The 25,269-nt window shown below is 42.4% G+C and carries 22 protein-coding genes and 1 pseudogene; 17 read left to right on the top strand and 6 right to left on the bottom strand.

Annotated elements, in window-relative coordinates; translation table 11 throughout:
- The first annotated feature begins 117 nt into the window (after positions 1–117).
- The 8 genes and pseudogenes from ACIFQM_RS14565 (at position 118) to ACIFQM_RS14530 (ending at position 10,090) form a co-directional block, all read left to right on the top strand.
- Positions 118–1,428 carry a serine protease gene (locus ACIFQM_RS14565; RefSeq protein WP_430041065.1) on the top strand — a complete coding sequence of 437 codons (1,311 nt, stop codon included), beginning with the start codon at positions 118–120 and terminating at the stop codon, positions 1,426–1,428.
- A 176-nt stretch (positions 1,429–1,604) separates the two neighbouring features.
- Complete coding sequence (locus ACIFQM_RS14560) at positions 1,605–2,162, top strand: class I SAM-dependent methyltransferase (protein ID WP_430041098.1); 558 nt, start codon at positions 1,605–1,607, stop codon at positions 2,160–2,162.
- 233 nt (positions 2,163–2,395) lie between these two features.
- Positions 2,396–2,887, top strand: a pseudogene (locus tag ACIFQM_RS14555) (RNA polymerase sigma factor); the annotation flags it as partial.
- Positions 2,874–4,085, top strand: coding sequence for a DUF4179 domain-containing protein (locus tag ACIFQM_RS14550; RefSeq protein WP_430041067.1), 1,212 nt, complete (start codon positions 2,874–2,876; stop codon positions 4,083–4,085). The pseudogene ACIFQM_RS14555 and the gene ACIFQM_RS14550, both read left to right, overlap by 14 nt.
- 212 nt (positions 4,086–4,297) lie before the next feature.
- Positions 4,298–4,681 (top strand): hypothetical protein, encoded by a 384-nt coding sequence (locus ACIFQM_RS14545; protein ID WP_430041068.1) that lies wholly within the window; start codon positions 4,298–4,300, stop codon positions 4,679–4,681.
- 222 nt (positions 4,682–4,903) lie between these two features.
- The gene (locus tag ACIFQM_RS14540) at positions 4,904–5,023 is read left to right on the top strand and encodes a glycoside hydrolase family 48 protein (protein ID WP_430065714.1); all 120 of its coding nucleotides are present in this window, start codon (positions 4,904–4,906) and stop codon (positions 5,021–5,023) included.
- A gap of 229 nt (positions 5,024–5,252) precedes the next feature.
- Entirely contained in the window at positions 5,253–9,308 is a 4,056-nt protein-coding gene (locus ACIFQM_RS14535; protein ID WP_430041069.1) for a glycosyl hydrolase, read from the top strand.
- A 419-nt stretch (positions 9,309–9,727) separates the two neighbouring features.
- The gene (locus ACIFQM_RS14530; RefSeq protein ID WP_044646908.1) at positions 9,728–10,090 is read left to right on the top strand and encodes a hypothetical protein; all 363 of its coding nucleotides are present in this window, start codon (positions 9,728–9,730) and stop codon (positions 10,088–10,090) included.
- A 57-nt stretch (positions 10,091–10,147) separates the two neighbouring features.
- Here ACIFQM_RS14530 and ACIFQM_RS14525 read toward each other — a convergent pair whose 3' ends face one another.
- Together ACIFQM_RS14525 and ACIFQM_RS14520 are read right to left on the bottom strand one after the other, a co-directional pair.
- Positions 10,148–11,293, bottom strand: a complete 1,146-nt coding sequence (locus ACIFQM_RS14525) for a DUF4179 domain-containing protein (RefSeq protein WP_430041070.1) — start codon at positions 11,291–11,293, stop codon at positions 10,148–10,150.
- The gene (locus ACIFQM_RS14520; RefSeq protein WP_430041071.1) at positions 11,265–11,840 is read right to left on the bottom strand and encodes an RNA polymerase sigma factor; all 576 of its coding nucleotides are present in this window, start codon (positions 11,838–11,840) and stop codon (positions 11,265–11,267) included. The genes ACIFQM_RS14525 and ACIFQM_RS14520 overlap by 29 nt, the downstream gene beginning before the upstream one ends.
- Positions 11,841–12,138: 298 nt before the next feature.
- Here ACIFQM_RS14520 and ACIFQM_RS14515 point away from each other — a divergent pair, with 298 nt between their 5' ends.
- Positions 12,139–13,437 (top strand): helix-turn-helix domain-containing protein, encoded by a 1,299-nt coding sequence (locus ACIFQM_RS14515; RefSeq protein ID WP_430041072.1) that lies wholly within the window; start codon positions 12,139–12,141, stop codon positions 13,435–13,437.
- A gap of 353 nt (positions 13,438–13,790) precedes the next feature.
- On the opposite strand, the gene ACIFQM_RS14510 is transcribed toward ACIFQM_RS14515, so the two are convergent.
- On the bottom strand, positions 13,791–14,030 hold the full coding sequence (locus ACIFQM_RS14510; RefSeq protein WP_430041073.1) for a hypothetical protein: 240 nt from the start codon (positions 14,028–14,030) through the stop codon (positions 13,791–13,793).
- 140 nt (positions 14,031–14,170) lie between these two features.
- Between ACIFQM_RS14510 and ACIFQM_RS14505 the strand changes: the two genes are divergently transcribed.
- The 5 genes from ACIFQM_RS14505 to ACIFQM_RS14485 all read left to right on the top strand — a co-directional run bounded on the left by ACIFQM_RS14505 (position 14,171) and on the right by ACIFQM_RS14485 (position 18,488).
- A complete protein-coding gene (locus tag ACIFQM_RS14505) occupies positions 14,171–15,361 on the top strand; it encodes a HEAT repeat domain-containing protein (RefSeq protein ID WP_430045579.1) in 1,191 nt (396 codons plus the stop codon).
- Positions 15,362–15,363: 2 nt separating this feature from the next.
- A complete protein-coding gene (locus tag ACIFQM_RS14500; RefSeq protein ID WP_430065712.1) occupies positions 15,364–16,035 on the top strand; it encodes a hypothetical protein in 672 nt (223 codons plus the stop codon).
- Positions 16,036–16,174: 139 nt separating this feature from the next.
- Positions 16,175–16,342 (top strand): hypothetical protein, encoded by a 168-nt coding sequence (locus ACIFQM_RS14495; protein ID WP_430045582.1) that lies wholly within the window; start codon positions 16,175–16,177, stop codon positions 16,340–16,342.
- A gap of 67 nt (positions 16,343–16,409) precedes the next feature.
- A complete protein-coding gene (locus ACIFQM_RS14490) occupies positions 16,410–16,679 on the top strand; it encodes a hypothetical protein (RefSeq protein WP_137060479.1) in 270 nt (89 codons plus the stop codon).
- 411 nt (positions 16,680–17,090) lie between these two features.
- Positions 17,091–18,488 (top strand): helix-turn-helix domain-containing protein, encoded by a 1,398-nt coding sequence (locus ACIFQM_RS14485; protein ID WP_430041077.1) that lies wholly within the window; start codon positions 17,091–17,093, stop codon positions 18,486–18,488.
- A gap of 111 nt (positions 18,489–18,599) precedes the next feature.
- Here ACIFQM_RS14485 and ACIFQM_RS14480 read toward each other — a convergent pair whose 3' ends face one another.
- The gene (locus ACIFQM_RS14480; protein ID WP_430041078.1) at positions 18,600–18,959 is read right to left on the bottom strand and encodes a helix-turn-helix domain-containing protein; all 360 of its coding nucleotides are present in this window, start codon (positions 18,957–18,959) and stop codon (positions 18,600–18,602) included.
- A 257-nt stretch (positions 18,960–19,216) separates the two neighbouring features.
- On the opposite strand from ACIFQM_RS14480, the gene ACIFQM_RS14475 reads away from it, so the two are divergent.
- On the top strand, positions 19,217–20,635 hold the full coding sequence (locus ACIFQM_RS14475) for a DNA-binding protein (RefSeq protein WP_430041079.1): 1,419 nt from the start codon (positions 19,217–19,219) through the stop codon (positions 20,633–20,635).
- A gap of 245 nt (positions 20,636–20,880) precedes the next feature.
- The gene (locus ACIFQM_RS14470; RefSeq protein ID WP_044646902.1) at positions 20,881–21,105 is read left to right on the top strand and encodes an aspartyl-phosphate phosphatase Spo0E family protein; all 225 of its coding nucleotides are present in this window, start codon (positions 20,881–20,883) and stop codon (positions 21,103–21,105) included.
- A 232-nt stretch (positions 21,106–21,337) separates the two neighbouring features.
- Here ACIFQM_RS14470 and ACIFQM_RS14465 read toward each other — a convergent pair whose 3' ends face one another.
- The gene (locus ACIFQM_RS14465) at positions 21,338–22,150 is read right to left on the bottom strand and encodes a flagellar motor protein MotB (protein WP_430041081.1); all 813 of its coding nucleotides are present in this window, start codon (positions 22,148–22,150) and stop codon (positions 21,338–21,340) included.
- Complete coding sequence (locus ACIFQM_RS14460; RefSeq protein ID WP_430041082.1) at positions 22,134–22,961, bottom strand: flagellar motor protein; 828 nt, start codon at positions 22,959–22,961, stop codon at positions 22,134–22,136. Before ACIFQM_RS14460 ends, ACIFQM_RS14465 begins: the two co-directional genes overlap by 17 nt.
- A 208-nt stretch (positions 22,962–23,169) precedes the next feature.
- Between ACIFQM_RS14460 and uvrB the strand changes: the two genes are divergently transcribed.
- Positions 23,170–25,161 carry an excinuclease ABC subunit UvrB gene (gene uvrB / locus ACIFQM_RS14455; protein ID WP_430041083.1) on the top strand — a complete coding sequence of 664 codons (1,992 nt, stop codon included), beginning with the start codon at positions 23,170–23,172 and terminating at the stop codon, positions 25,159–25,161.
- The last annotated feature ends 108 nt before the right edge of the window (positions 25,162–25,269 follow it).

Genomic DNA, 25,269 nt, shown 5'->3' with positions numbered 1-25,269 from the left:
GGATTTATTTGCAGTCTGCCGGATTGTCTTCCCTACGTTGGCAATTTCATATAGAATAAATGGATATGAAATGTACGTGATCCGCTAAACAGCGGGCCAGGGGCATAAGGAGTGTGAATGAACTTGGAATGGGCTTTACAATGGGGATGGAGCGTTCTAAATGCTTGCTTGTACCTGCTTTTGCAGCCGTTTTACTATATCTCAATACTCATTGTCGCGCTTGGCTATCGTCGGCAAATGCTGCTGGAGCGCAAGCTCTTTCATACCAGGCTGCACAATTGGCCGGGGGAAACGTGGCGTGTAGTCTGGAGTGGTCTAATTGCGGGGCTGGCCCTGTCTGCTCTGGGAATGTTCGTAAGTGTGCATCTGACCTCAGCCTCCATCGTATGCCTGTGGGTGACCACATTGCTGCTTATGCTGGTACGCGTGCGTTACCTGTGCCTTGCCTATTCGGTGGGCCTGCTGGGTGTAGCCCAGTTTGCTCTGAACGTGGCGGAGGGCTGGCAGCCTGAGGGAGCGCTTGGAACATCGGTGGCAGCCATCCGTGGATTGGATATTCCAGCGTTGCTGGTACTCGTTGCTGTGCTGCATGTGGCTGAGGCGCTGCTGGTTCGCTGGCAGGGAGGAAAGGCCGCAACCCCACTGTTCGTGGAGGGCAAGCGGGGAAGGCTGGTCGGTGGCTACCGGATGGAAGACCTCTGGCCCATTCCGTTGTTGCTGCTGGTTCCTGTTCAGGGAGGCTTTGCGCTTCCGTGGACGCCGCTGTTTGGTGATGGAACCGGATATATGCTGGCAGCCTTGCCTGTTCTTATGGGGTTCAGCAGCGTGACGTTAGGCCAGTTGCCACGCCAGAAGGCGGTGCTAACGTCCAACCGCCTGCTTCTCTACAGTGTAGCCTTGCTCCTGCTGAGCCTGCTGGCGGCGTGGTGGAGTCCGCTGACGCTAGTGGCAGCGTTGTTCTCCTTCCTCGCCCATGAGGCGCTGATCTGGTACGGCAACATGGAAGAGAGCCGTCTCAGCCCTATGTTTGTTCATCCGGAGCAAGGGTTGCGTGTACTGGCTGTGCTGCCGGATAGTCCGGCGACGGCGATGGGCATTCTGCCCGGTGAGGCTATTTACCGCGTCAACAGCGTCGTCGTGAACAGCCGCAACGAGCTGCATCAAGCCTTGCGGATCAACTCCGCTTTTTGCAAGCTGGAGGTACGCAACCTTCAAGGTGAGAGCAAGTTTGTACAGCGCGGTATGTACGATGGCGATCATCATCAGTTGGGAGTCGTGCTTGCACCGGATGCGGACGCAAGCTGGGCTGTATCCATACGTCCTGCCTCCATCTACCGGATTGTTGCCATGCGCTTGGGCGCACGACGGCGTAAAGGTGGACAGGCATCCAAGACGGAGAGTCCAAGTGTGGACACGATAGAAAAATAAAAATTACAGCGAGAGGGCAGTTTTATTTGACTAGATTTGAATAAGACTGTCCTCTTTTTATATTCAGACTGTAGCCTGCTTGAAATGACTATTCTGATCAAGATACAATGAATATGTAATGCGATATCTGGATGAACCGAATGCCTATTATGTGTGTCAAGCAGGGAGAGGGAAAGATGAATGCGATTCATTTTATTCGAGAGTATATCAGGCATCCACGCAGCGTAGGCGCTGTCATACCAAGCTCAAGACAGTTGGCCAAGCAAATTACCACACCAATCTACTTTGACCAGGCATCGTGCATCATTGAGTATGGCGCAGGTACCGGTGTGTTTACGCAAGAACTGATTAAGAACAAGCGCCCGGATACGCTACTGCTAGTGATTGAGGCCAATGAATCGTTTTACAAAACATTGCAAAGCAAGTACGGACACTTGGAGCAAGTACACGTCATTCATGGATCGGCCGAGCATGTAGCCCGGTATATGAAACAGTATCATGTCTCGAAAGTGGATTACGTCGTATCAGGACTCCCTTTTACCAGCTTGCCTGCCGCCTTATCCAGCCTGATTTTGGGACAAACGGCCGAAGTATTGGGTCAGGAGGGCAAATTTATTACGTTCCAGTATAGTAAGGTAAAACACAATTTCTTTCGTACCTTCTTTGGCAATATCCAGATCAAAAAGGTACATTACAACGTCCCGCCCGCCTATGTTTTCACGTGCAGTCTGTAATCGGTTAGCTATGTAGAGGATTAAAATAAATACGAATGTGAAAATACGGATTTCCATGAGAAGACCTGGTCAGCGTCATTAAGATGTTGAAAAGGTCTTTTTTTGTTGAGCGTTTAGGAAGAAAATTGTAACGCATTGCCCTTTCAAATGATCTAATAGATAAGCAACTTGAAAGGAGGACTCCTTTGAATATCGAGAGTGAGGTCAAAAAGGCGTAAGGCGGGGATAGACGAGCTTTTGTGAACATCATCAGAGAAGTGGAGAGCGACCTGTATGGAATGGCGCATTCTATCCTGCGAAATGAACAAGATAGTGCTGATGCTCTACAAGAAGCAATACTCAGGGCATACAAGTCTTTGGGTACACTACGGGATGGAAGTCTCTTTAAAACCTGGATGTATCGGATTGTAATCAACGAGTCGAATAAAATAGCTAACAAGCGTTCTCGCTCTGGTACGGTATCTGAGTTTTCACACCATCAAATGAGTATCCCAGGAGAGTATGAAAATATTGAATTGCATGAAGCAGTTGAGCAGTTGGAGGAGCCGATGCGAATCGTTATTATGTTGAGATACTTTTATGATCTGAATATTAAGGAGATTTCAAAAGCATTGGACATTTCAGAAAGTCTGGTTAAAACGCGTTTGTATCGTGCGCGGAAATCCCTGCTGCGCAAGTTATCAAATCCAGGAGAAAGGGGAACACCGATCCATGGAAGATATTAATCTGGATGATGAGTGGAAAACAGCTAAAGAATGCTCCCGCAACAAGCATGTCATTACCCCATATGTGCGTCAACGGCTGGAAACGGTATATAGCCAGATTGAAACAGGTTTTGTCTATCAAAATACGAATTCTGTGGATTCAGCCTCTCGTCGCCACAAATTCAAGAGAATCGCCCTGACAGCTTCTTTAGTTACAGTAATGAGCAGTGGAATGATAGCCCCAGCATTTGTTTCCCCTACGATAGCGAAATCGTTGTGGCAAGTTCCATTGGTAAACAGTGTCTTGCAATTGGCTAGTAACTGGGGAATTCCAACAGCAGGCGGGAGTGCATTTATGCGAGCGGGTGACTTGGGACTTCAGCAGGTCGAAGAAGCAGGACTTGTAACAAAAGTGGCGGCCAGCAGCACTCATAACGGAACCCAACTCCGTATCTCTCAAGTTGCTTATGATGGTGTCCGTATGGCTCTGACGCTGGAAAGTAACCGGGAGGACTTGGGCACAACGCTGCATGATCGAATTGAAGATATCACATTATGGTGCAATGGCAAACCATTTCAATTTGATGGCCCTTCGCTAATTACTAACTCTGGAGGCACTCCGGGTTCCGTCATCGTTTATTATAGTGATTTGGAAAGAATGTACTCGACAGGCAAAGGACTTCCTGACCCATTTAAACTAACGGCAGAAATACAAATTACAGGAATAAAACAGCCCTTTAAGCTTGAATTACCTGTGCAAAAGATTCCTTCTAAAAACTTGGTGCTCACACCTCGAATGGAAAAATCAAATGATTTTACCCGTTTGGTTGTGGAAAAATTAGAGATGACACCGATGTCTACCATGATCGTGACTAAGACCCATTACATAAGCCCAGGCCCGACTACGCATGGGAGTAAGGCATACGGGTATGGACTGGCTATGAATACACTAAGCTATGCGATTTTGGATGATAAGGGGCAGGAACAACAATGGATTAATGGGGATTTAGGACGTCCTGGAACTAAAACAAGGACAGGTATTCACCAAATCCTCGTAACTCCCTTTGAGAAAACACCCAAATTCATCACCATTAAACCCTATTTTAATGTAATCGGTCCGGGAGGCAAACCTGTATACAATGAACAAGGGAATTGGAAAAGAACATACCTGCCTGAACTGGAAATGAAAATTCCAATTGGAGAAAATAAGCTCAAGTAAGGTTTGAGTTTGAGGTAGATACGGAGAACTCTTCGGATGAAGTAGATCTGGAGAGTTCTTTCTGGAGATATAGGGATATGTTTAAATGCAAAATTTGTTTAAGGAATCATATTTTAAAATGTGACTTAACCTATATATTACATATGCTGGAACCTGTTAGATTTTGTGTGATCTACCGATTAATCTGAACTTTGTTAAAAGGGGATTTATATATGGTAAAACCGCTGATGTTCATGCGTTGGTGTGAGTATTATAAATTAAGTGATCGTGAAACAGATTTTATATCGTTTTTTATGATGAATTTCTCAGCCGCGCGATCAGGCAATCAGCCAAAGCTCAGGGATCAGTTCATCGAAATCCAGAAAAAAACCTTTCCCGAATACCCGTTTGATATTACCCCGGAAGAACTGGATTACCCCAAATTTGATGGATTGATGAAGCAGGTATTAAAAATTCATTTTGATACGGCGGAGCTGTTATATTCCTTCTATCTTCAAAAGCTGTGCGCCCCCTTGGCAGAATATATTTTATCCACTGGAGAATCAGAGCCTGCACGCATCTATTATGAGCTTATTCAAAAGGATAAGGTACGGTAGGGGAGAAGGGTATAAATCAAAAATTTTTCATGAGGAATGGTTTTTACTTTGAGATGATAAAAGCTATATACTGCAATATGACTTTTAAGTATTCGTAAAAGCATTGGAAGGCAATGCAGCATTCTTACACCACCATGTTTTAAATATAAATAGATAACCTATATAGCTAGAACAACCTTGTGGCGAATTCATGTTCTACTATATGGGTATCTGGAATAATCTATGTATATGGACCTTCGGTCCAACCAATGGTTCGATATGCAGGCTTGGTCGATAGAATGTATAGCAGAGCTGTACTATTACACAATTGTCAACAAGAAGCCGGTAACGGTACTACCATAATGCAAACGGCAAACCCATCATGTGCGGTGTGAATACGGCTGCTGCAACACTTGAAGATCCGGGCCAATTTTGGATTTCGGACGGAGAGGAGAACAAATTAATTTGCAGATTAGAGTAAGATGACGTTGTACCAGAACGATAAACTCGTTTGGGGTCAGGAGCCTTATAGCCTGACGGAGCGGCACTCGTATGGGTGCCGCTCTTTTCAAATTGAAAGGAGGAAAGCGGCATGAAGGCGAAAAATAGTAGTAGTATTATTTTGTCCAAGCGTTCCAAATGGCTACCTGTCGTCATGGCATGCACGATTATAGTAGGGGGGGCTCTACCGGCTCCAACTGTAGTTCACAGTCAAACGGCAAAGACCGTTACCATCAAAGTTGATACATCCAAGGATCGTAAGCCGATTAGCCCTTATATATACGGTACGAATCAGGATTTGGCAGGCGATGAGAATCTGACTGTCAGACGACTTGGTGGTAATCGAATAACCGGATACAACTGGGAAAACAATATGTCCAATGCAGGAAGCGATTGGAAGCAATCCAGTGATGACTATTTATGCAATAATGGCGGTCTGACACAAGCTGAATGTGAAAAGCCGGGAGCGGTGACGACTTCGTTTCATGATCAATCGCTGAAGCTTGGCACTTATACTTTAGTCACGCTACCGATGGCTGGTTATGTGGCCAAGGATGGAAACGGAAGTGTGGATGAAAGCGAAAAGGCCCCTTCTGCTCGTTGGGATCAGGTCGTAAACACCAAAAATGCGTCGTTCCAACTACAGCCTGATCTGAATGACAATCGGGTTTATGCGGATGAATTTGTCAACTTTTTAGTGAAAAAATACGGCGTTGCTGCAACAAAGACGGGTGTGAAAGGATATGCGCTCGACAATGAACCCGCTCTCTGGTCGCATACGCATCCGCGCATTCATGGTGAAAAGGTCGGAGCGAAAGAGTTGGTAGACCGGTCAGTAAGTTTATCCAAAGCTGTTAAAGCGGTTGACGCGGGTGCAGAAATTTTTGGCCCGGTTCTTTACGGTTTTGGCGCCTATAAAGATCTTCAAACTGCACCTGATTGGAATTCTGTAAAAGGCAGCTACAACTGGTTCGTGGACTATTATCTGGATCAAATGCGCCTCAGCTCGCAAGCCGAAGGCAAAAGATTACTGGATGTTTTCGATGTACACTGGTATCCCGAAGCGATGGGCGGAGGCATACGAATTACAAATGAGGTGGGCAACGACGAAACGAAGAAAGCGAGAATGCAAGCGCCACGTACTTTGTGGGATCCGACCTACAATGAGGATAGCTGGATCGCTCAGGGGAACAGCGAATTCTTGCCTTTACTGCCTCGATTGAAGCAGTCGGTGGATAAGTATTACCCGGGAACCAAGCTGGCTTTGACCGAGTATAGCTATGGCGGCGAAAATGATATTTCCGGTGGGATCGCTATGACCGATGTGCTGGGCATCTTGGGCAAAAACGATGTTTATATGGCAAACTACTGGAGGTTAAAGGAGGGTGCCAACAGCTACGTTAGTGCCGCTTACAAGCTTTACCGCAATTATGACGGAAAAAGCTCTACTTTCGGTGATATCAGCGTTAATGCGCAAACGTCAGATATTGTCAATAGCTCGGTGCATGCTTCCGTAACGGATGCATCCTACAAAGAACTGCACCTCGTTGTCATGAATAAAAGCATGGACAGCGCATTCGACGCCCAATTTGATCTTTCTGGGGAGACGACTTACGGTTCCGGTAAAGTCTGGGGCTTCGACAACAATAGCTCGGAAATTAAGGAAGCAGCGCCAATTACGCAAATTTCAGGCAACCGCTTTACCTATACCGTACCGCCTTTGACGACTTATCACATCGTGTTGACTGCCAGCAATGATACGTCTGTGCCACCTGAAAGCTTTGCGCTGAGAGCTGAGGCTGGCGACGGGAAAGTAGATTTGTCCTGGGACGCTTCCAACGGAGCTGTGGGTTACAGTGTACAGCGTGCAACGTATGCAGACGGTCCTTTTGCTGCTGTAGCCTCCAACTTGATCGAAACGTCTTATACGGATACTAACGTAACGAACGGCACTTCTTACTATTACAAAGTAACCGCCAAAACCAATGCAGGAATGAGCAATTCCAATGTCTTGAAAGCGGTTCCGCAGGCGCCTGTAAACGGCCCGGTTCGCTATGAAGCCGAAGACGGCACGCTGAAGGGAACCATTGTGGAATCCAGCGGGACCGGCTTCTCCGGTACTGGTTACGTAACTAATTTCCACAATGCAGGGGATTCCCTGACGATGACGATTCAGGCAGAGGCGGCAGGCTTGTACAATCTTGCAATCGGCTACCGTTCTCCTTATGATGACAAACGCACGAATTTCTCTTTAAACGGCAAAGCGTCTGGTGAGCTGGTGCTTTGGAAATCGGCTGATTTTAAAGAAGCTTCCGGTGGCAAGGTTCTGTTGAATGCAGGGGCGAATACGATCGGTTTTGAAACGGGCTGGGGCTGGTACGATATCGACTACGTCAAGCTGGAGCCAGCTGCTGACCGTCCACCGCATGCGGTAACCAAAACGCTCATCAATCCGAATGCGACGGTAGAAGCAAAAGCATTAATGAACTACCTGGTTGATCAATACGGGAAGAATATGCTTTCCGGTCAAGAGGATATGCCCGAAATTGATTGGCTTCAAGCAAATGTAGGTAAAAAGCCGGCTATTGCGGCGCTTGACCTGATTGACTATTCGCCAAGCAGAGCGGAACACGGTCTTCGTTCCACAGAGACGGAAAAGGCGATTGAATGGGATAAGCAAGGGGGCATTGTTACCTTTGCATGGCACTGGAACGCGCCGAAAGGTCTTATCGATACGCAGGGAAAAGAATGGTGGAGAGGCTTCTATGCCGATTCGACTACATTCGATATAGAATATGCGATGAATAATCCAGAGTCCGAAGATTATAAATTGCTTATTCGCGACATCGATGTGATTGCAGGGCAATTGAAGAAGTTGCAGGATGCGAAAGTTCCTGTCCTGTTCCGTCCTTTACACGAAGCGGAAGGCAAATGGTTCTGGTGGGGCGCTAAAGGTCCTGAGCCTGTTAAGAAATTGTATATTTTGATGCACGACCGTTTGACTCATGTGCACAAATTGAACAATCTGATCTGGGTCTGGAACTCTGTTGCTCCCGATTGGTATCCGGGAGACGACTATGTGGATATTTTGAGCTTCGATTCTTATCCGCAAGCAGGCGACTACAGTCCGCAAATTGCAAAATATGAAGACCTTGTTACATTGGGCAAAGACAAAAAGTTAGTTGCCATGAGCGAAAATGGACCTATCCCGGATCCTGACCTGATGAAGGCGTATCAAGCCCATTGGAGCTGGTTCGCTACATGGTATGGGGATTTCTTGAGAGACGGCAAACAAAACAGTCTTGAGCATCTGAAAAAAGTGTATAATCATCCGAACGTCATTACGCTTGAAAAGCTCCCGACTAACTTAAAAACATATGGTATTACTGAGCAGCCGTCAGTACCGGGCAGCTTCACGCTGAACGCAGCAGGCGAAACAGCGAAAGTAAAGCTGAGCTGGACAGCATCGGCGAATACGGCAAGCTATGAAGTGAAGCGTTCGACAGCTGAAAATGGCGCGTTCGCCACAGTAGCGAGCGATGTATACGGAAGCAGCTACACCGACACAGCCGTAACGGCAGACACGACGTACTACTACCAAGTCGTAGCGAAGAACGATGCAGGACAAACGGTTTCGAACACGGCTAGCGCAGCGCCGAAAGCGGATGCTCAGGAGCCGACCAAGGGACTGTTGCTCCAGTATCGCGCAGCGGATACCAATGTGAACGACAATCAATTGAAGCCGCATTTCCAAATTTTAAACAAAGGTACAACCTCCGTACCGATCAACGAGTTGAAAATTCGCTACTACTACACGATCGACGGCGACCGCGCGCAGACATTCAACTGCGACTATGCCGCGCTGAGCTGCTCGAAGCTGAATGGCAAGCTGGTTAAAATGGATAAATCTGTAACAGGTGCTGATTACTATTTGGAAGTCAGCTTCAACTCGAATGCAGGCGTGTTAGCACCTGGAGGAAGCACGGGCGAAATTCAAACCCGTATTCATAAAACAGACTGGTCGAACTATAATGAAAGTGACGATTACTCGTATAAAGGCACGCAAACTTCATATGCTGATCATACAAAAGCTACGTTGTATCATAATGGCGTACTTGTTTGGGGAACCGAACCGACAGCTAATTAAGACAAGCGTCCGTTATACGGCAACATGTGAATCAACCGATTTTTTGCCAAGAGAGGGGGCATTACGTTCTTCTCTTGGTTTAAGCCACCAGTTTCTATGGAGAGTCTTTAAGATCATATGCAATTAGACTAGGCCAATCTTACAGGATTGGTCTTTTTTATTGATTATTTTGTAAAAAAAGAAATGATTTGTTTATTTTTATCGTTCTTGTAACACATCAAGAATTACAATGGAATTAATTAGAAGAAAGGAGGTGGGGAAATGAAAAGGTTGATATCTTGATGTCTATAATAGCTTGGAAGTTCAATGTTTGATTAGTAAAGTACTAATAGCTTGAGAACAACAGAAACGTAGTCACAGACATAAAGCAAGGCATTTAGTAGCTTAGAAAGAAGACTATTAAAGAGGAGAAATGACAAATGAAAAAAGCCATCTTAGCATTATCAATTTCTGCGCTAGCGTTATCATTAGGAGGAGTAGCTGCCGCTTCACCAGTAAGTTCAACGGCATCAGATGTAAAACCAGCAACAGTGACAGTAACTTTTGAACTTGCAACAGGAGAAAAAGCACCCATTACAAAGCAGGATAGTCCCGTACTTCGTTTAGGCATAGGTAGCACATATAAAATGGAAGGTTCAAATTGGATGATTTTGTACGGAAGTGATGTTGTCGAACTTCATGGCAATAAGGCTAAAATGATAGGTTACGGAACAGCTCAAGTGGCGGCATATAAATCTAATGGAGACAAACTTGGGGTTTATACTTTTAAGGTTGAAAGATAGTATTTGTATGCAGTGAAGGAGGTGAAGTACGCTTCACTTCCTTCACTTACTTAATTTTTATGGATTAATTGGGTAAGTAATTTCTAAATCAGGGAAATACTCCTTTTTTGGATTTCCATCTTTCCCTAGTTCGAATTTACTCCTATCACCCTTTTTTAAGATAGATTTGTAAACCTTTATAGTAATTTCTTTGGGAAGAGAGAGGAAAGGTTCAAATCGTGAATCATTTATCAGAACGTTGCCATCAGTTGCACTCCAACCATTGTTGCTAATAAAATTTAGTTGCTTTCCTTTATCATCGTAAATTTCATAACTCAAGAACAAAGGAAGTGACGAAGAAATTTTTGAATTAGCAGGTAGCTTTATGCGAGTTGTGATGCTGGTTGTAATCGGCGTGAGCTCAACTTTTTCTAGAGTATAGTCAATGTTTTTATACTCTCGCTTAAGGGATGGTGTAAAAACTAAGTTATTATTAGTATTCTTTTCCACAGGAATTTCTATTTTAAATGGCTGCTTAATGCCGGAGACAGGCATGGAAATTGTTAAATCAAACTTATCTGGAAAAGGTTTTCCTCCTTGATTACGTAAATCTGAAAATTGTATAATGGTTGAATTCGAATTTTTTCCAGGTATCGTATATGAGTCAATGGAGCTGCTGGTGTTTGTAGGTACATAAGAAGAATTAATTTCTTCGCCATTAATGGAAAGTATTAAATCATCAAGTAATAAGGGTAATTCGGTGTTTAAAAATCTTTTATCGGAAGTTTTTCGCTCTAATGCTATAGATACTCGTGTTCCGTCGAATATGACCTCTGGTACGCTGAGAGTCAGACCATCATGGGTGTCACTAAGATTTGGTTTTGACAGGATTCCCTTTTCATCTGCCGTTTTTAAACCAAGATCACCTGCCAACTGAAATATAGAATCCATTCCTGGAATCTGTTTAATGGATGCAGCCATTGTTGGAGAAATAAATCCAGTACCAACGACAAGTGTAAAGCACATCGCAAGCAAAGCAGAAGTACCGACAATTGCATTGCGTAATCTTTTTGGTCGAGTGGTAATACGCTTATATCGTTTTCCTTCTACTTTCCCATAGCGCTCCATCGTTTTATCAATTAAATCCACTTGTAATGGAGTATCCCGAATAAGCTTTTGTAAATGCTCGATTTCTTTATCTTCCGGTTTTAAAGGAATGTTCATACTTTTTTCCTCCCTTTTCCTTTTGGTGAATTAGTTTTTTACGGAGTCGCTCATATTTTTTTCGGATGGTTGATGGTTTTAGTTCCATAATTGTAGCAATCTCTTCATAGCTGTATTCCTCCAGTGAGCGTAACAATAAGATTTGTCGCTCTTCTAACGTTAGCTGATCCATTAACTCGTGAATTAAATCTGTATATTCGTGTATTGGTTGTTGCTTCAGGTTCAATTTATACTGGATGAAGGATTTAAACGTTCTAGTGTTTCTTTTTAATAAGTCATTACAGTGATTTTGAGCGATTTTGTATAGCCAAGCTGAAAAGGAAACTGTAGGTACAAAATGATGGATGTACTCAAGCCCTTTGATGAATATTTCTTGAGCAGCATCTTCCGCTTCTTCCTGATTTTTAAGTAAATAGTAGCAATATAAAAAGATCTGTTGTTGATAACGCCGTATGATATGTGTGTATGCTTGTTTGTCGCCCGTTTGTACCTGTTCTATTACAAGGTTGATATCTGCATCTTGCTTATTTACATGTAGTTTTTCCATTAGCTTCCCTCCTTTCTGCCTATATAACTGAAAAAGGGATGTATTTGTGACATTCAAATAAAAAAACTTAAAGATTGCTTTTAATGCTTCTCTTCATGTACTTCATTCAATTTTTCAATTATCACGGGATTCGTTAAAAAAAGACTTCTTTCTAAGGCATCATAAATTAGAGTGAGTATATAAACCATTTATTTCTCTTTTTTCACACTATTGTATTATTTTAAGATTACTTATAGGACGTATTTTACATAAAAAGAAACATTATTCATATGATTGAAACTCAATGAGGGGGATTGACATGGAACATACACCTACGATCCGCTCAAAGATAGAGACAGAATTGAAGCAAAGAGGCTATAGTTTTAGCAGCTTTAGTAAAATATCTGGAATTAACCGTGGTACATTCAGTACCATGCTGAACAGCAACCCGCCCAAGCCGATCTCCGTTCGGCAGATGGATCTGATTACCAAGGCGTTGGGATATCCTGATGACTGGCTGTATGAGTTGTACATAGACGAATGCTTTTACGAAGGAAAAGGGCACTGGAAACGGATTAAGCCCTTTTTATTGCGTTGTGTGGAATTAGGAAGACAGGACTTCATCCAAAAGGTATTGTCGAGGCTGACAGAGGATTTGTCCTATGTGCCGACCATATTTGAGTTTGCAGAAAAATTACATTCCGAAGGCAGAGAAAAGGAAGCGATCCCTTTTTATGAATGTGTAATCGAAAATGAAAAATATCGTCATTCGGAGCGGCTGGCTATAAGTCAATATAAAAGGTTTAAAGCTTATACAATGTCTGACTTGGAAAAGAGTCTTGAGTTTGTAATGGAATTTACACCATATCGTAATCTGCTTCCTGAGCATTATCAGTTGGAGGCGATTCACAAGATCACAAATATATATTTTTACTTGCACAAATGGGATGAGGTAGAGAAGTATGGTCATGAATTAAAGAAGCTGGCTAACGTAATCTATATGGATCGGCAAATAAGTAAGGAAAAAAGAAGAGCAGATCATTGCTCACGTGCAGAAAGGCATTTGGTATTTTACTACGGTTATGGATTCCTTTCTGTCTCAACAGCTTTACAAAAGAAAGGATATATTAAGGAGGCAAAGGCAGAGCTTGAGGGCTATGCAGATTTAAGTTGGTTTAAAGGGCTTGATTTAGAAGGTGAAGCAGATGTAGAGCAATTCCGTTTGTGGGCTAAAGCCAACTCGTATACTTTAGATTTACTATTGGGTAATAGAGATATCCTTCCTGAGTATATTGCTTTCCTCGAAAATCACCCTGAAGAAGTAAGTTCCGGACTCATAACTATACTAGAAGCTGCCAATAAGTATAATTTTGATGTAGACTCTATCATTGACAAATACTCAGAGCGAATAAAGAGGTTACAAGAGTCTGAGGATGTTAAACAAATGACCTATTATTATTGTTACATGTATCAGCTTGCCATTTACCATTACAGACGTGGTAGAATATTAAAAGGGCAAAAGGATACCCTTGATTATCTTTCTTTATCCAAGCAAAGAAATTGGTTTAAGCCACCAGTTTCTATGGAGAGTATTCAAAATCATATGCAGTTAGACTAGGCCAATCTTACAGGATTGGCCTTTTTTATTGATTATTTTGTAAAAAAAAGAAATGATTTGTTTATTTTTATCATTCTTGTAACACATCAAGAATTACAATTTCTTTAGAGCTGGTGGGAAGGAGGATAGGCTTTTAAGATGAATAACCATGTATGATTTAAAGTAGTTGGCTCAGTGGATGAAGGGACGACTATCAGAAGGAACTTGCTAAAAGGAACTTGCATTTTAACAAAGGAGCTAAAACCACTTGTTTGAAAGGAGTTCGTAGGTATTGAAATAGTTTTATAGAGGTGCCGATCTGTTGTGTACCTCATGCTCAAAGGACATAAGGTAGTGTCGCATTTTGGAATAAATTATCTTGTATTTTTTATTAGACGATCCAAAACCAAACCAACAAGATACCAGAAACCTAGTGTAGTTAGGTAAACAACGGCTATTGGAATATCTGCTTCTCTCACAAATCTAAATGATTCATACATCCAAACCAACGGGCTAATGATAGCCAATAGTATATTATAGTCATCATAGCCCAAAACGTTTACAATAATTACTAAAATCGAGATTATAACCAACCAAAAGCGAAATGATTTCATTGACCATACCTCCAAACAAATATTTACAGTTAACATAACATATAGTCGTCATAGTCGCAAAAAAATAATACAACTAAGTATACACTTACTTCTTGGATAGTATGAGTTAATTTTCATTAAACATGAAAGAAGGTCAAGTGATGAAAATAAATAAGACGGTTGTAACAATCGGGACTACCATTCTCTTAATTTCCTCTGTCGTTCCTGCTGCTCTAGCGTTAAATGCTGCCTCAAAAGAATCAACAGGCTTTGTTAAACCAACTATATCGTCGCTTAAAGATTTAGATCATGTCGAAGTATTGAAATCGCTCAATAACGCTCAAACAGTCAACTTATCAGTGTATGGTGATTCAGATAGCCGGGGAAAACAAACTGAATATTTGAAAACATTAAATGGTAATGAGTTATTCGAGACACTTGGTGAACTTTCCATTTATGACGAGCCAAATTTTGAAAAATATGCAGAATCCATTTTACCCTATTTAAAAAAACAATGGCAGGGAAAAGTGCCTGCTGGAGTCTCAGATATCTTAACTCACCAAGAGTATAATTCAAAATTAAGAGCGTTTATTATAGATATACTGGCTAATGGTAACAAATTGGATAATAGAAGTCTCGAAAAGATTAAAACCGTTGTAGAAAATAAGAGTGAGGACGAAAATCTTCGAAGATATGCTTTATTGCAACTGGAGCCACAAAAAGATGCTGCATTAAGTGCTGAAGAAAAGTCTATTAATTTGAAAGCAATATTTGATGATTCTAATGAATCTGTTCAAGTAAGGTCCGCGGCAATTACAGCTATGCGGAGGTTAAACGATCCTGATTTTAAAGTGGTCTTATCTTCTTTAAGCAAAAGTGAGAACGCGAATGATCCTTTACTTCGCACTTTGGTTACAAGCGCTGCAAAAGCCGGAGAGCTAGAAAATTATACGGAAGTTGTGAAGAAAATTCTTAATGAAACTAAGGATGAGCAAGTTTTTGGAAGTACAATATACGCGCTTGGTGTTTCTGGTGGTGAGGAAGCAGTAAGTCTAGTTGTACAGCATCAGGGAAAGTTTAAGGGAAATGCAGAGGAAGTCGGTAAATACTCCTTATTAAGAAATTTGAATACCATTTCATCCATGTTAAAGAGCCAATCTGATGATGAAATCATAACAGCTTTGAAAGCGTCAGAGATTATCAATTATGGAGAAGCATACCCTCGCATAAAGGAAATCCATAAAAATTCTAAAAACTCAGAGGTTATCAAAGCAGCAGAACACGCTTTAGAGGCGATTATACCGGAGAATCTTGTTGATGAGTTTAATACTAAGAAGTGGGAGGGGAAATAATAATGCATAATATTTCGCTTCTAAATAAAAAAGTACTGATAGCTATACTACTTCCACTATTAGTTTTACTAGGAACTAGTTACACTCACGCGGCAGATAGAGGTGATGCAGGATATAGAGAGGGGGGATGGCTTACGTTTGGAAGTGACCATGGTGGCGTACGCGGAAATAGTGGTGTGGTTTATGAAATTAAAGGTTATTGGGGTAGTGGAGTTGTATTGAGTGATTTTGATAGCTTTAAATCTGGTAAAACGTTTTACGGATTTTATACCAATCCTTCTATAACAGATACTAAAAGAAGCTATATTATAAGCATGGTTGCTGCAATGAGCGCCGACCCGGAGATTACTTATACTGCTCAAGCGCAACTTATGCACGACGATCATCGCTCATCAGCATATGTCCATGTTGATGAAATCACAGATATACGTTGCGATGGAGTTATCGAGTATGCCTATGAATATAATGATGTTTATGTTTGGGGGCCATCTAGTACTGGAACAAACTCAGGGAATCCAACAGATTTTGATATATCAACTAAAGTAAATGTACAATACCATGCAAATTTAGGATATGATGAGCCTTGGATTGAAGTTAGTCCAAGGGTACAGCGTGGAGCGGCAACCGTAAATAACCCTACTAGATGGACTCAATTACGCCCAAGAACCTCGTAAAATCACATGATTTAAACTGATAGAGTACTATATAATATTTCAATGAAGATATTCCACTATTCTATCTGACTCCATTCGGTATAGAAACAATCAATTTTATTTAAGGCTTCTTCATATGGATTCCATAAAGGAGCTAACATTGCGCCTGCTTACCAATGACAGCATAAGTGCCAGTGCCGGAGCTGCGTTGGTATCTTTAGGAACAGACTTGCTTGCTTCAAACTTGGACAACTATAACGGTTCACGCGGTACTACGCTCAATCTACACTGGTTGCCAGCTCCTTATTACACGGTTAATTCCAACTAAGATTTGCACTAAACACCTTACTTTTACTATAATATTGTATATACTGTAAAAGAAGGGGCAGGTGATTATGAACCCAATTTTTTATGTCACTGCTTTTCTTATGGTTTATGCTCTTTTGGGCGTTGCTGCTGTCCTGTTCATATTTAAGCGTTCAAAGCAGCCAGCACGAAGAAGTGCCCAATTCGTTGTTGGTCTCATTGGATTGGTGGCATTGTATGCGCTTATCAAAGCTTTTAACAATGCTGGCAGCTCCGATTCATATCCTTATTTTGCCATATTGGTATTTGTGATTGTTGCAGCAGCAGCATCCAAGTATCTCAGAAGAAAAAGTAATTAGCTCCATACGCGTTCCTGGGGAAGTTCAATTTCCCCAGGAACGTTTTTATTTTTTCAGGGAAGCGTCCTCTGCCGATTCTTTTTTTATCTCCAGCTTTTGGCTCCTTCGTTTCGTTATTGCTTTCATGCTACTTAACTTCTTTTTATCTGTTCAACTAACTATAGCCGATCCACAGATTCAATTTATATTGGATGAAGGATTTAAAAGTTATGTACTTCATTAAACTTTTCAATTATCACGGGAATCGTTAAAAAAAGACTTCTTTCTAAGGCATCATAAATTAGAGTGAGTATATAGACCATATATTTCACTATTTACGTGATTCTGTATTGAAATGAATTACCTTTAGGATAGAGTTTACATATAAAGTATCACTGATGATATGTCTAAAACTTATTGAGGAGGATTAGCATGGAACATACACCTACGATCCGCTCAAAGATAGAGACAGAATTGAAGCAAAGGGGCTATACATTTAGCAGTTTTAGTAAAATCTCCGGTATTAACCGTGGCACATTCAGCGCCATGCTGAACAGCAACCCGCCGAAGCCGATCTCCGTTCGACAGATGGACTTGATTACCAAGGCATTGGGTTATCCTGACGGTTGGCTATATGAGTTGTACATAGATGAATGCTTTTATGGAGGAAAAGGGCATTGGAAACGGATTAAGCCGTTTCTGTTGCGTTGTGTGGAATTAGGAAGACAGGACTTCATTCAAAAGGTATTGTCGAGGCTGACAGAGGATTTGTCCTATGTGCCGACTATATTTGAGCTTGCAGAGGAGCTACACGCAGAAGGAAAGGAAAAGGAATCAGTTCCTTTTTACGAGTGTGTAGTACAGAACGAAAGATATTACCATTCAGAGCGGCTAGCAATTAGTCAGTATAGGTTATTTTCTTACTCTTTAAGCAAAGATTTAGAGAAAAATCGCCAACTGGCTATAAAATTTGCTCCTTATCGTAAAAATTTGCCTGAAAATCATCAACTGGACGCTCTTTTAAAGCTGGTAAACGTATACTTTCAAGCTTATGACTGTGAGACAACTATGCAATATGCGAAAGAACTTGAGGTAATTGCCACAAATGTTTATCAGCAGCAGATTCAAGTTAGATTAAAAAATCGTGAAGTTAAACCTCTAAATACAGAAAGACATCTAATCGTATATTTTGGTCAAGCTTATTTAATGCAGGGGAATGCCCGCGAAAAGCAAGGACTATATGAAGAAGCAATGGAATTCATACCTTACTATGCAGATTTGACTGGTTTTGAAGGACTGGATGAAATGGGAATTTTAGAGGCGAGGAAATTTGAAATGTGGGCAGAAGCAAACCGCTTAAATTTAGAAATTCTAATGGGAAATATGGCTAGTTTGCCTGCCTATGTCGATCTTCTTAAAAGTAATCCTGCAGAGATACTTCAGGGGCTACTAACCATTATGGAATCGGCCAATAAATACAATCACTCTATAGACGATATTCTGCTCCTTTTTGCAGAAAATATTAATGAGTTTAGGGACTTGCGTACAAATATTTCTTATTATCATACAAATTACAATCTGGTGACCTATTCCCGTTTTTTTCTTGAGCTTAGTCGCTACTATTTTAATAAAGGGAGCTACTCTGAGGCGATCGACAGTATGTTGAATAGTCTCAAAGCATCCTCACAGTTAAACGATAAGGCTTACTATATCAAGTCCATTACGTTGTTGTTTGAGAAATATAAAGATCATTCGACACAGGAGCAACGGGCAGAATATGAAAAAGTGCTTAAAGAAGTAGAATATAACATCAAGCATATGACTTCTTAGAACATAAAAGGGCTATGTAACCTACTACTAAGGTAGAGTAACATAGCCCTTTTGAAATATTATGTTCATGACCAATCGGGAAAAAATTAATTATTTTCGTTATTCGCTGGATTAATCGGGGTTACTTGCTGTAAGCCCGCTTTCTGAAGAGGTGAACAGTTCCTTCAATATCCGATATGCCTTATTTTGATCAGCTTCATTCTGCTGGGAGAGTAAATGAACACATTCCCATATCCAGGGCTGACTTTTGAGTTCTTCATATGGATTGAAGTCAAAAAATGCGAATACGTTTGTTCCCAAGGGTTCGGCTATTTTCTCTAGTGTTTTGATCTGTACATTGACCTCACCACGCTCCAACTTGCCGATATAGGAACCCGTTGAATCGGATGCTTCCGCCAGTTGTTCTTGTGTAATACCACGCAACGTCCGAAATTGGCGAATTTTCGCTCCTATGAGTTTTGTTGTTTCCATAGACATCCACACTCCTATAATATGAGTGTAGACAAAGGGACTTCAGGCGTGGAGGTAATTGAATTGCCTAAATAATATAATATTAAGTTCTTGTAAAGACTATTAAACACACATTAAATTCCATTATATATTAAAACGGTGTAAAAAAAGGGGTTGACCATCATCCAGTTTATTCATATAATTTCTAGTATATTGTAATTGTTCGTCGAGGATGGTGATTTTAAAAAAATCATCTGAATACACCGGGGGTGTTTTTATTGGAAAATGCAACCACGATCCGCTCGGAAATTGAGAAAGAATTAAAACTTGGTGGTTACACTTTTAATAGTTTTGGACAAGCTACGGGCCTTAACCGTGGTATATTTAGTGCTATGCTTAATGGAAATCCGCCTAAACCGATCTCTGTAAGACAAATGGACTTAATCACTAAAGCGCTTAACTATCCAGAGGACTGGTTGTATGACCTATACGTAGATGAATGCTTTTACGATGGAAGACCTCATTGGAAAAGGGTTAAACCATTCCTGATTCGTTGTGTTGAGGTGGGGAATCTGCGGTGCGTGGAGAAGGTGCTTTCACGGTTAATGGAAGATCTTAACCACATTCCAACGATCTTTGCTTTGGCAGAGGAGTTGTATGAAGAAGGGAAGCTACAAGAAGCAGTTCCTTTCTATGAATGTGTAATCGAAAATGAGAAGTACCAACATTCCGAGAGGTTGGCCATCAGTCACTATAAGATTTTTTCAATTTCAGTAAGCGAAAATTTAGAAACGAACCTAGAGGCAGTTTTGAGGTTTATACCTTTTAGGAATCGTTTGCCAGTAGACTTTCAATTAGATGGTTTATTAAAGATGGCTAATATATATTATTATCTTCATCAATGGAAAGAAGCTGAGAGATACGCTGATGAATTAAGAAGTGTTACTTCTACTGTCCTCTCATTAAAAGTTTATAAGGGTAAGAATAAATCAGGTAAGAAACCAATTAACACAGATCGACACTTGGTAGTTTATTATGGTCAGGGCTATCTAATCAAAAGTGCTGCTTTGGAAAAGCAAGGATTCTTTGAAGAGGCTATGGAATATATTCGTTACTATGAAAATTTAAGCTGGTTTGAAGACTTGGATGAAGTTGGTCAAGAAGAGGTTCAAAGGTTTAAAGTTTGGGCTGAGGCTAACAAACTTAATCTCCATATTCTTATGGGTGATGTTGATAGCCTGCATCCTTATGAAGAATTTTTGAAAAAAAATCCCCCAGAAATAATACCTGGTTTGTTGACTATATTAGAATCAGCTAATAAATATGGATTCCCAATAAATAATACGCTTATTGAGTTTTCTCAGGAAATAGAGGGTGTTGGTGATGTTTCGTCAATACATGATAGTTACTATCCACAATCTTCAAGTCTAGATATATGTGCTAATTTATTTCATCAGATTGCTATATATCATTTTAACTATTCCAATAATACAGCAGGAATTAACTATGTACTGAAGAGCTTGAAGACTTATTTGAAAATAAATGATAAGCCAAATTTTGTGCAAGGTACTGCTTTATTTGAAAAGTACAGACATGCGGCTACCCCAATTCAGAAAGCAGAGTATCAGTATATTATGGAGGAGGTACTAAGCAATGCACAGAAAAACAATGTTCTTCATGCTGTTAATAGGACTTAGTAGTAGCCTTAGTCACCTAGTGAACGAGGTAACCTTATTTGCACATGGTGTTGGTTGTTAGGCGTTATTTAAAAGGTTTGACGCTTGTTACATCTATGTACTTTCCAGGCCGATCCCAAGGGGTTGGCTTTTTGATTTATCCCGTTAAAGGGATGAAATGGGTTTTATTATATTATTAACCTGTAGGGAAGGTATCAGCTTGTAAACTAACTGTAAATACCATACCAAACAGGAGGTTTGTTGATGTGAAATTGAAAGAATTGGAGGATTGCATCGAAGAAAAGCGTAAGGAATTAAATGATTTGGCGAAAGAAGTGGGATTGAAGGATCGACAGGTGTTGACCAAGTCTATGGAGTTGGATCGGCTCCTTAATTTGTACAGCGATTGGAAATATAGCTATCACAAGCAGAGCATCTCCAAAACTTCACCAGTGCGAGAGAAGCAACACGAGTTTGCCTTATCTTATTGATTTTCCAGCATCATGACCAGGCTTTATCTAACTTCACCTTGGCTTCTAATACATAGTGGGAATATAGACTTAAACAAAATAACCTCCCTTATCTCTCGTACGTCGCTCTATACAACGCTGTTCGTACGGTTTATTGTTCTGCGTCATCAGAGCGGAAGCCATGTAGAACTATAACATTGTATACAAAAACCTCCCGGTTCACGTTGAGTGTGACTGAGGAGGTTTTTGGTATTTACTGTTGAAGCTGGCGCAGTACGGTAATTTCGACACGGCGGTTTTTTTGTCGTCCGGCCTCGGTCGTATTATCGCCAACCGGTCGTGTATCGGCATAACCTGCGTATTGAAATCCTGTAGGAGATAATCCTTCTCTGTCTAGAAAGAATCGAAGCACGGAAAGCGCCCGCGCCCCGGAAAGCTCCCAGTTGTCCTTATAGGTCGAAGCGTTTGAAGTGCGTGTGAACGGAATATTGTCCGTATGGCCCTCGATACTGATCGGCGTTTTCAAATCCCGGAACAGACTGGCCAGCTTGGATAACGTGTTTGCAGAGCCTTGCTTGAGTGCAGCCCTGCCCTGATCGAATAAAAAGCGGTCGTTCAGGGTGATGACAATACCGCGCGGCTGATCTGATACGAAAATCTGATCTTGCAACTTATTATCCGAAATATATTGCTCAATGACACCCATCAGATTTTGCAGTTCTTTTTCCTGCTTGTGAAATGCCTGCTCACGTTCGGTCATTTTGCTCGGTCCGGCTGCTTTGTTATCGGATGAAGGTTGCTTGGCTGTGGGCGGATTCTTGCTTGTGTAACGGTCAGCAGTCCCCGTAATCCCTGAGCCTTGCTCCAAAATAGAATCGCCTTTATGGAACGTATCCTGTAGGGATTGAACAACGACATCGTATTTTTTCGCATCCAGGCTGCTCATAGCGTACATTACTACGAAAAAAATGAGCAGCAGTGTGATCAGATCGGCGTAAGTAATCATCCAGCGGTCACGATGGTCCCCGCCTCCTTGACGTTGGCGGCGCTTAGCGCGCGCTCTCATGGAAGTCCTCCTTTGGAGTAGCGTCCTCTGAACGTGAGCGACGAGGCGGCTTAGGCTCCAGATTTTGCTCTGAGCGGATGAAGAACTCCAGTTTTTTGCGTACAAGCTTCGGATTCTCTCCGTTTTGAATGGCGAGAATGCCTTGCAGAAGTAAATCCATCGTGACCATTTCACCTTCGCTGCATGCTCTGATTTTGGATGCGATGGGCAGGAAAATCAGATTGGCGCTGGCAACGCCGTAAAGTGTGGCGATAAAAGCGACAGCAATAGACGGTCCAAGCGCTGTTGGCTCAGTCAGGCTGCCGAGTACATGGATCAGGCCCATCACAGTACCGATAATCCCCATCGTAGGGGCATAGCCGCCTGCGGATTCAAATATTTTGGCATATCCTTCGTACTTATGCTCAATGGTATCTAACTCGAGTTCCAGAATTTGTTTAATTTGTTCCTGCTCGGTGCCGTCAATAACCAGTTGAAGACCTTCGCGCAGAAATGCATTCGGATGTTCTGAGGAAATACGCTCCAGCGCAAGCACTCCGGATCGGCGGGAGGTGGCTGCCATGGAAACCAAATCTTCAATATATTGCTCGGAGAGGTTGTCCTCACGGCTAAAGGCCATCCGAAGGGCAGCTGGTATGGTCTTTAGTTTAGAGGCGGGGTAGCTAATGACCACTGCTGCGAGCGTCCCGCCAAACACAATCAGGGCCGCTGTACCTTGAAGCAGCCCTGTAAATTGCCCGCCTTCCCATAAGAAGCCACCGATTAATGCTATGATTCCGGCGATGATGCCCAATACGATGGTGATATCCAAAATTTAATTCACTCCTATTCAAGACTTATCGTTTGCATCCAAGGAAAGAAAGAGGTATAATACGGGAACAAACATTCCTATCCAACCATATTTCCCAAGTATCATTGCTCGGGAAATATCGACATAGGTTTACAGGTAAAGACGTTTCAGCTCGACTGTTGTAGAAACATGATGTTTCCATTTTAGACGATAAGGGTGATGCAGGGCAATGAGTGATATCGTTGTTAGCGATAAGACTTTTGAAATTCAGTCGGAATTCCAGCCTCAAGGCGATCAGCCTCATGCCATTCTTGAACTGGTAGAGGGGATTACAAAAGGAAAAAAGCATCAAACACTGTTGGGTGCTACGGGAACGGGTAAGACGTTTACTATCGCACAGACGATTGCCAAATTGAATCGGCCTACTCTGGTTATTGCGCATAACAAGACTTTGGCTGCCCAACTGGCGAGTGAGTTTAAGGATTTTTTTCCGAATAACTCAGTCGATTATTTTGTCAGCTACTATGATTACTACCAACCGGAAGCATACATTCCGTCTTCCGATACGTATATAGAGAAGGATTCCAGCATCAACGAGGAGATTGATAAACTTCGCCACTCAGCCACAAGCTCTCTGTTTGAGCGTCGTGACGTTATTATTGTAGCGAGTGTCTCCTGCATTTATGGTCTGGGTTCCCCGAAAGAATATTCAAGCCTGCTGCTCTCGCTTAGAGTCGGCATGGAGAAACCCCGCAATCAGATTTTGTCCCGCCTGGTCGATATTCAATATCAGCGGAACGATATCAACTTCGTGCGGGGTACTTTCCGTGTACGGGGGGATGTTGTTGAAATATTCCCGGCTTCCCATGGGGAACACGCTATACGGGTAGAACTGTTCGGGGATGAAATTGAACGGATCACCGAGATTAATGTGCTTACGGGTGAATTGATCGGTGAACGTGATCATATTGCCATTTTCCCTGCATCTCACTTCGTTACTCATGAGGATACGATGAAGGTAGCACTGGTCAACATTGAACGTGAGCTTGAAGAGCGGTTAGTGGAGCTGAAGGAACAGGGGAAGCTGCTGGAGGCACAACGTTTGGAGCAACGTACCCGCTATGATATCGAGATGATGAAAGAGGTCGGTTTTTGTTCCGGCGTCGAGAATTACTCAGGTCCACTGACATTCCGCGAGCGGGGGGCGACACCGTATACGCTGATGGATTATTTTCCGGATGATATGCTGATCGTGATTGATGAGTCTCATGTTACGTTGCCGCAGATTCGGGCGATGTATAATGGTGACCAAGCACGTAAGAATGTACTGGTGGACCATGGTTTCCGTCTGCCATCTGCGCTGGATAACCGCCCGCTGAAGTTTGAAGAGTTCGAGGACAAGGTGAGTCAGATCGTCTACGTATCTGCTACACCAGGCCCCTATGAGCTGGAGAAATGCGAAACGACTGTGCAACAGATCATCCGACCTACAGGTCTACTTGATCCCATCATCGAGGTTCGTCCAAGTAAGGGACAGATCGACGATCTCATTAGCGAGATACGGCTTCGTATGGAGCGTGAGGAACGGGTACTGGTCACCACGCTTACCAAGAAGATGTCTGAGGATCTGACCGACTATTTAAAAGAAGTGGGTATTAAGGTCCGGTATATGCATTCAGACATTAAGACACTGGAGCGGATGGCGATTTTACGGGACCTCCGTTTGGGTACCTTTGATGTACTGATTGGGATCAATCTGTTGCGGGAAGGTCTGGATTTGCCAGAAGTATCACTGGTGACGATTTTGGATGCGGACAAGGAAGGCTTCCTGCGCTCCGAACGTTCGCTCATCCAAACCATTGGACGGGCAGCGCGGAATAGTGATGGTCGTGTTATTATGTACGGTGACAAAATTACGGATTCTATGGATAAAGCGATAAAAGAAACGGATCGCCGCCGTGCGATTCAAATTCAGTATAATGAAGACCATGGCATTACCCCGCAAACGATCCGTAAAAAGATTCGTGATGTCATTGAAGCGACCAAGGTGGCCGAGGCACGTAATGATTACCTTCCTGGCGAGACGGGTAAACTTTCCAAGAAGGAGCGTCAGTCGCTGATTCAGCGTTTGGAAGCGGAGATGAAGGATGCGGCCAAGAATCTTCAGTTCGAGCGGGCTGCCGAGTTGCGTGACGCTTTGTTGGAGCTGCGGGCTGATTAAGCTTTCAGGGGCAGCTAGTAGCGCGAACACATTGAAAATGAAATGGATGATTGCTTTTGAAAATAGAGAGGGCGGCCCATGCGGTCGTTCTCTTTGCGATATATCACT

The sequence above is a fragment of the Paenibacillus sp. NRS-1782 genome (assembly GCF_050467685.1).
Lineage (GTDB): Bacteria > Bacillota > Bacilli > Paenibacillales > Paenibacillaceae > Paenibacillus > Paenibacillus terrae_A.
Note: the sequence above shows the minus strand (reverse complement) of the source record. Positions and strands in the feature narration are given on the sequence as shown.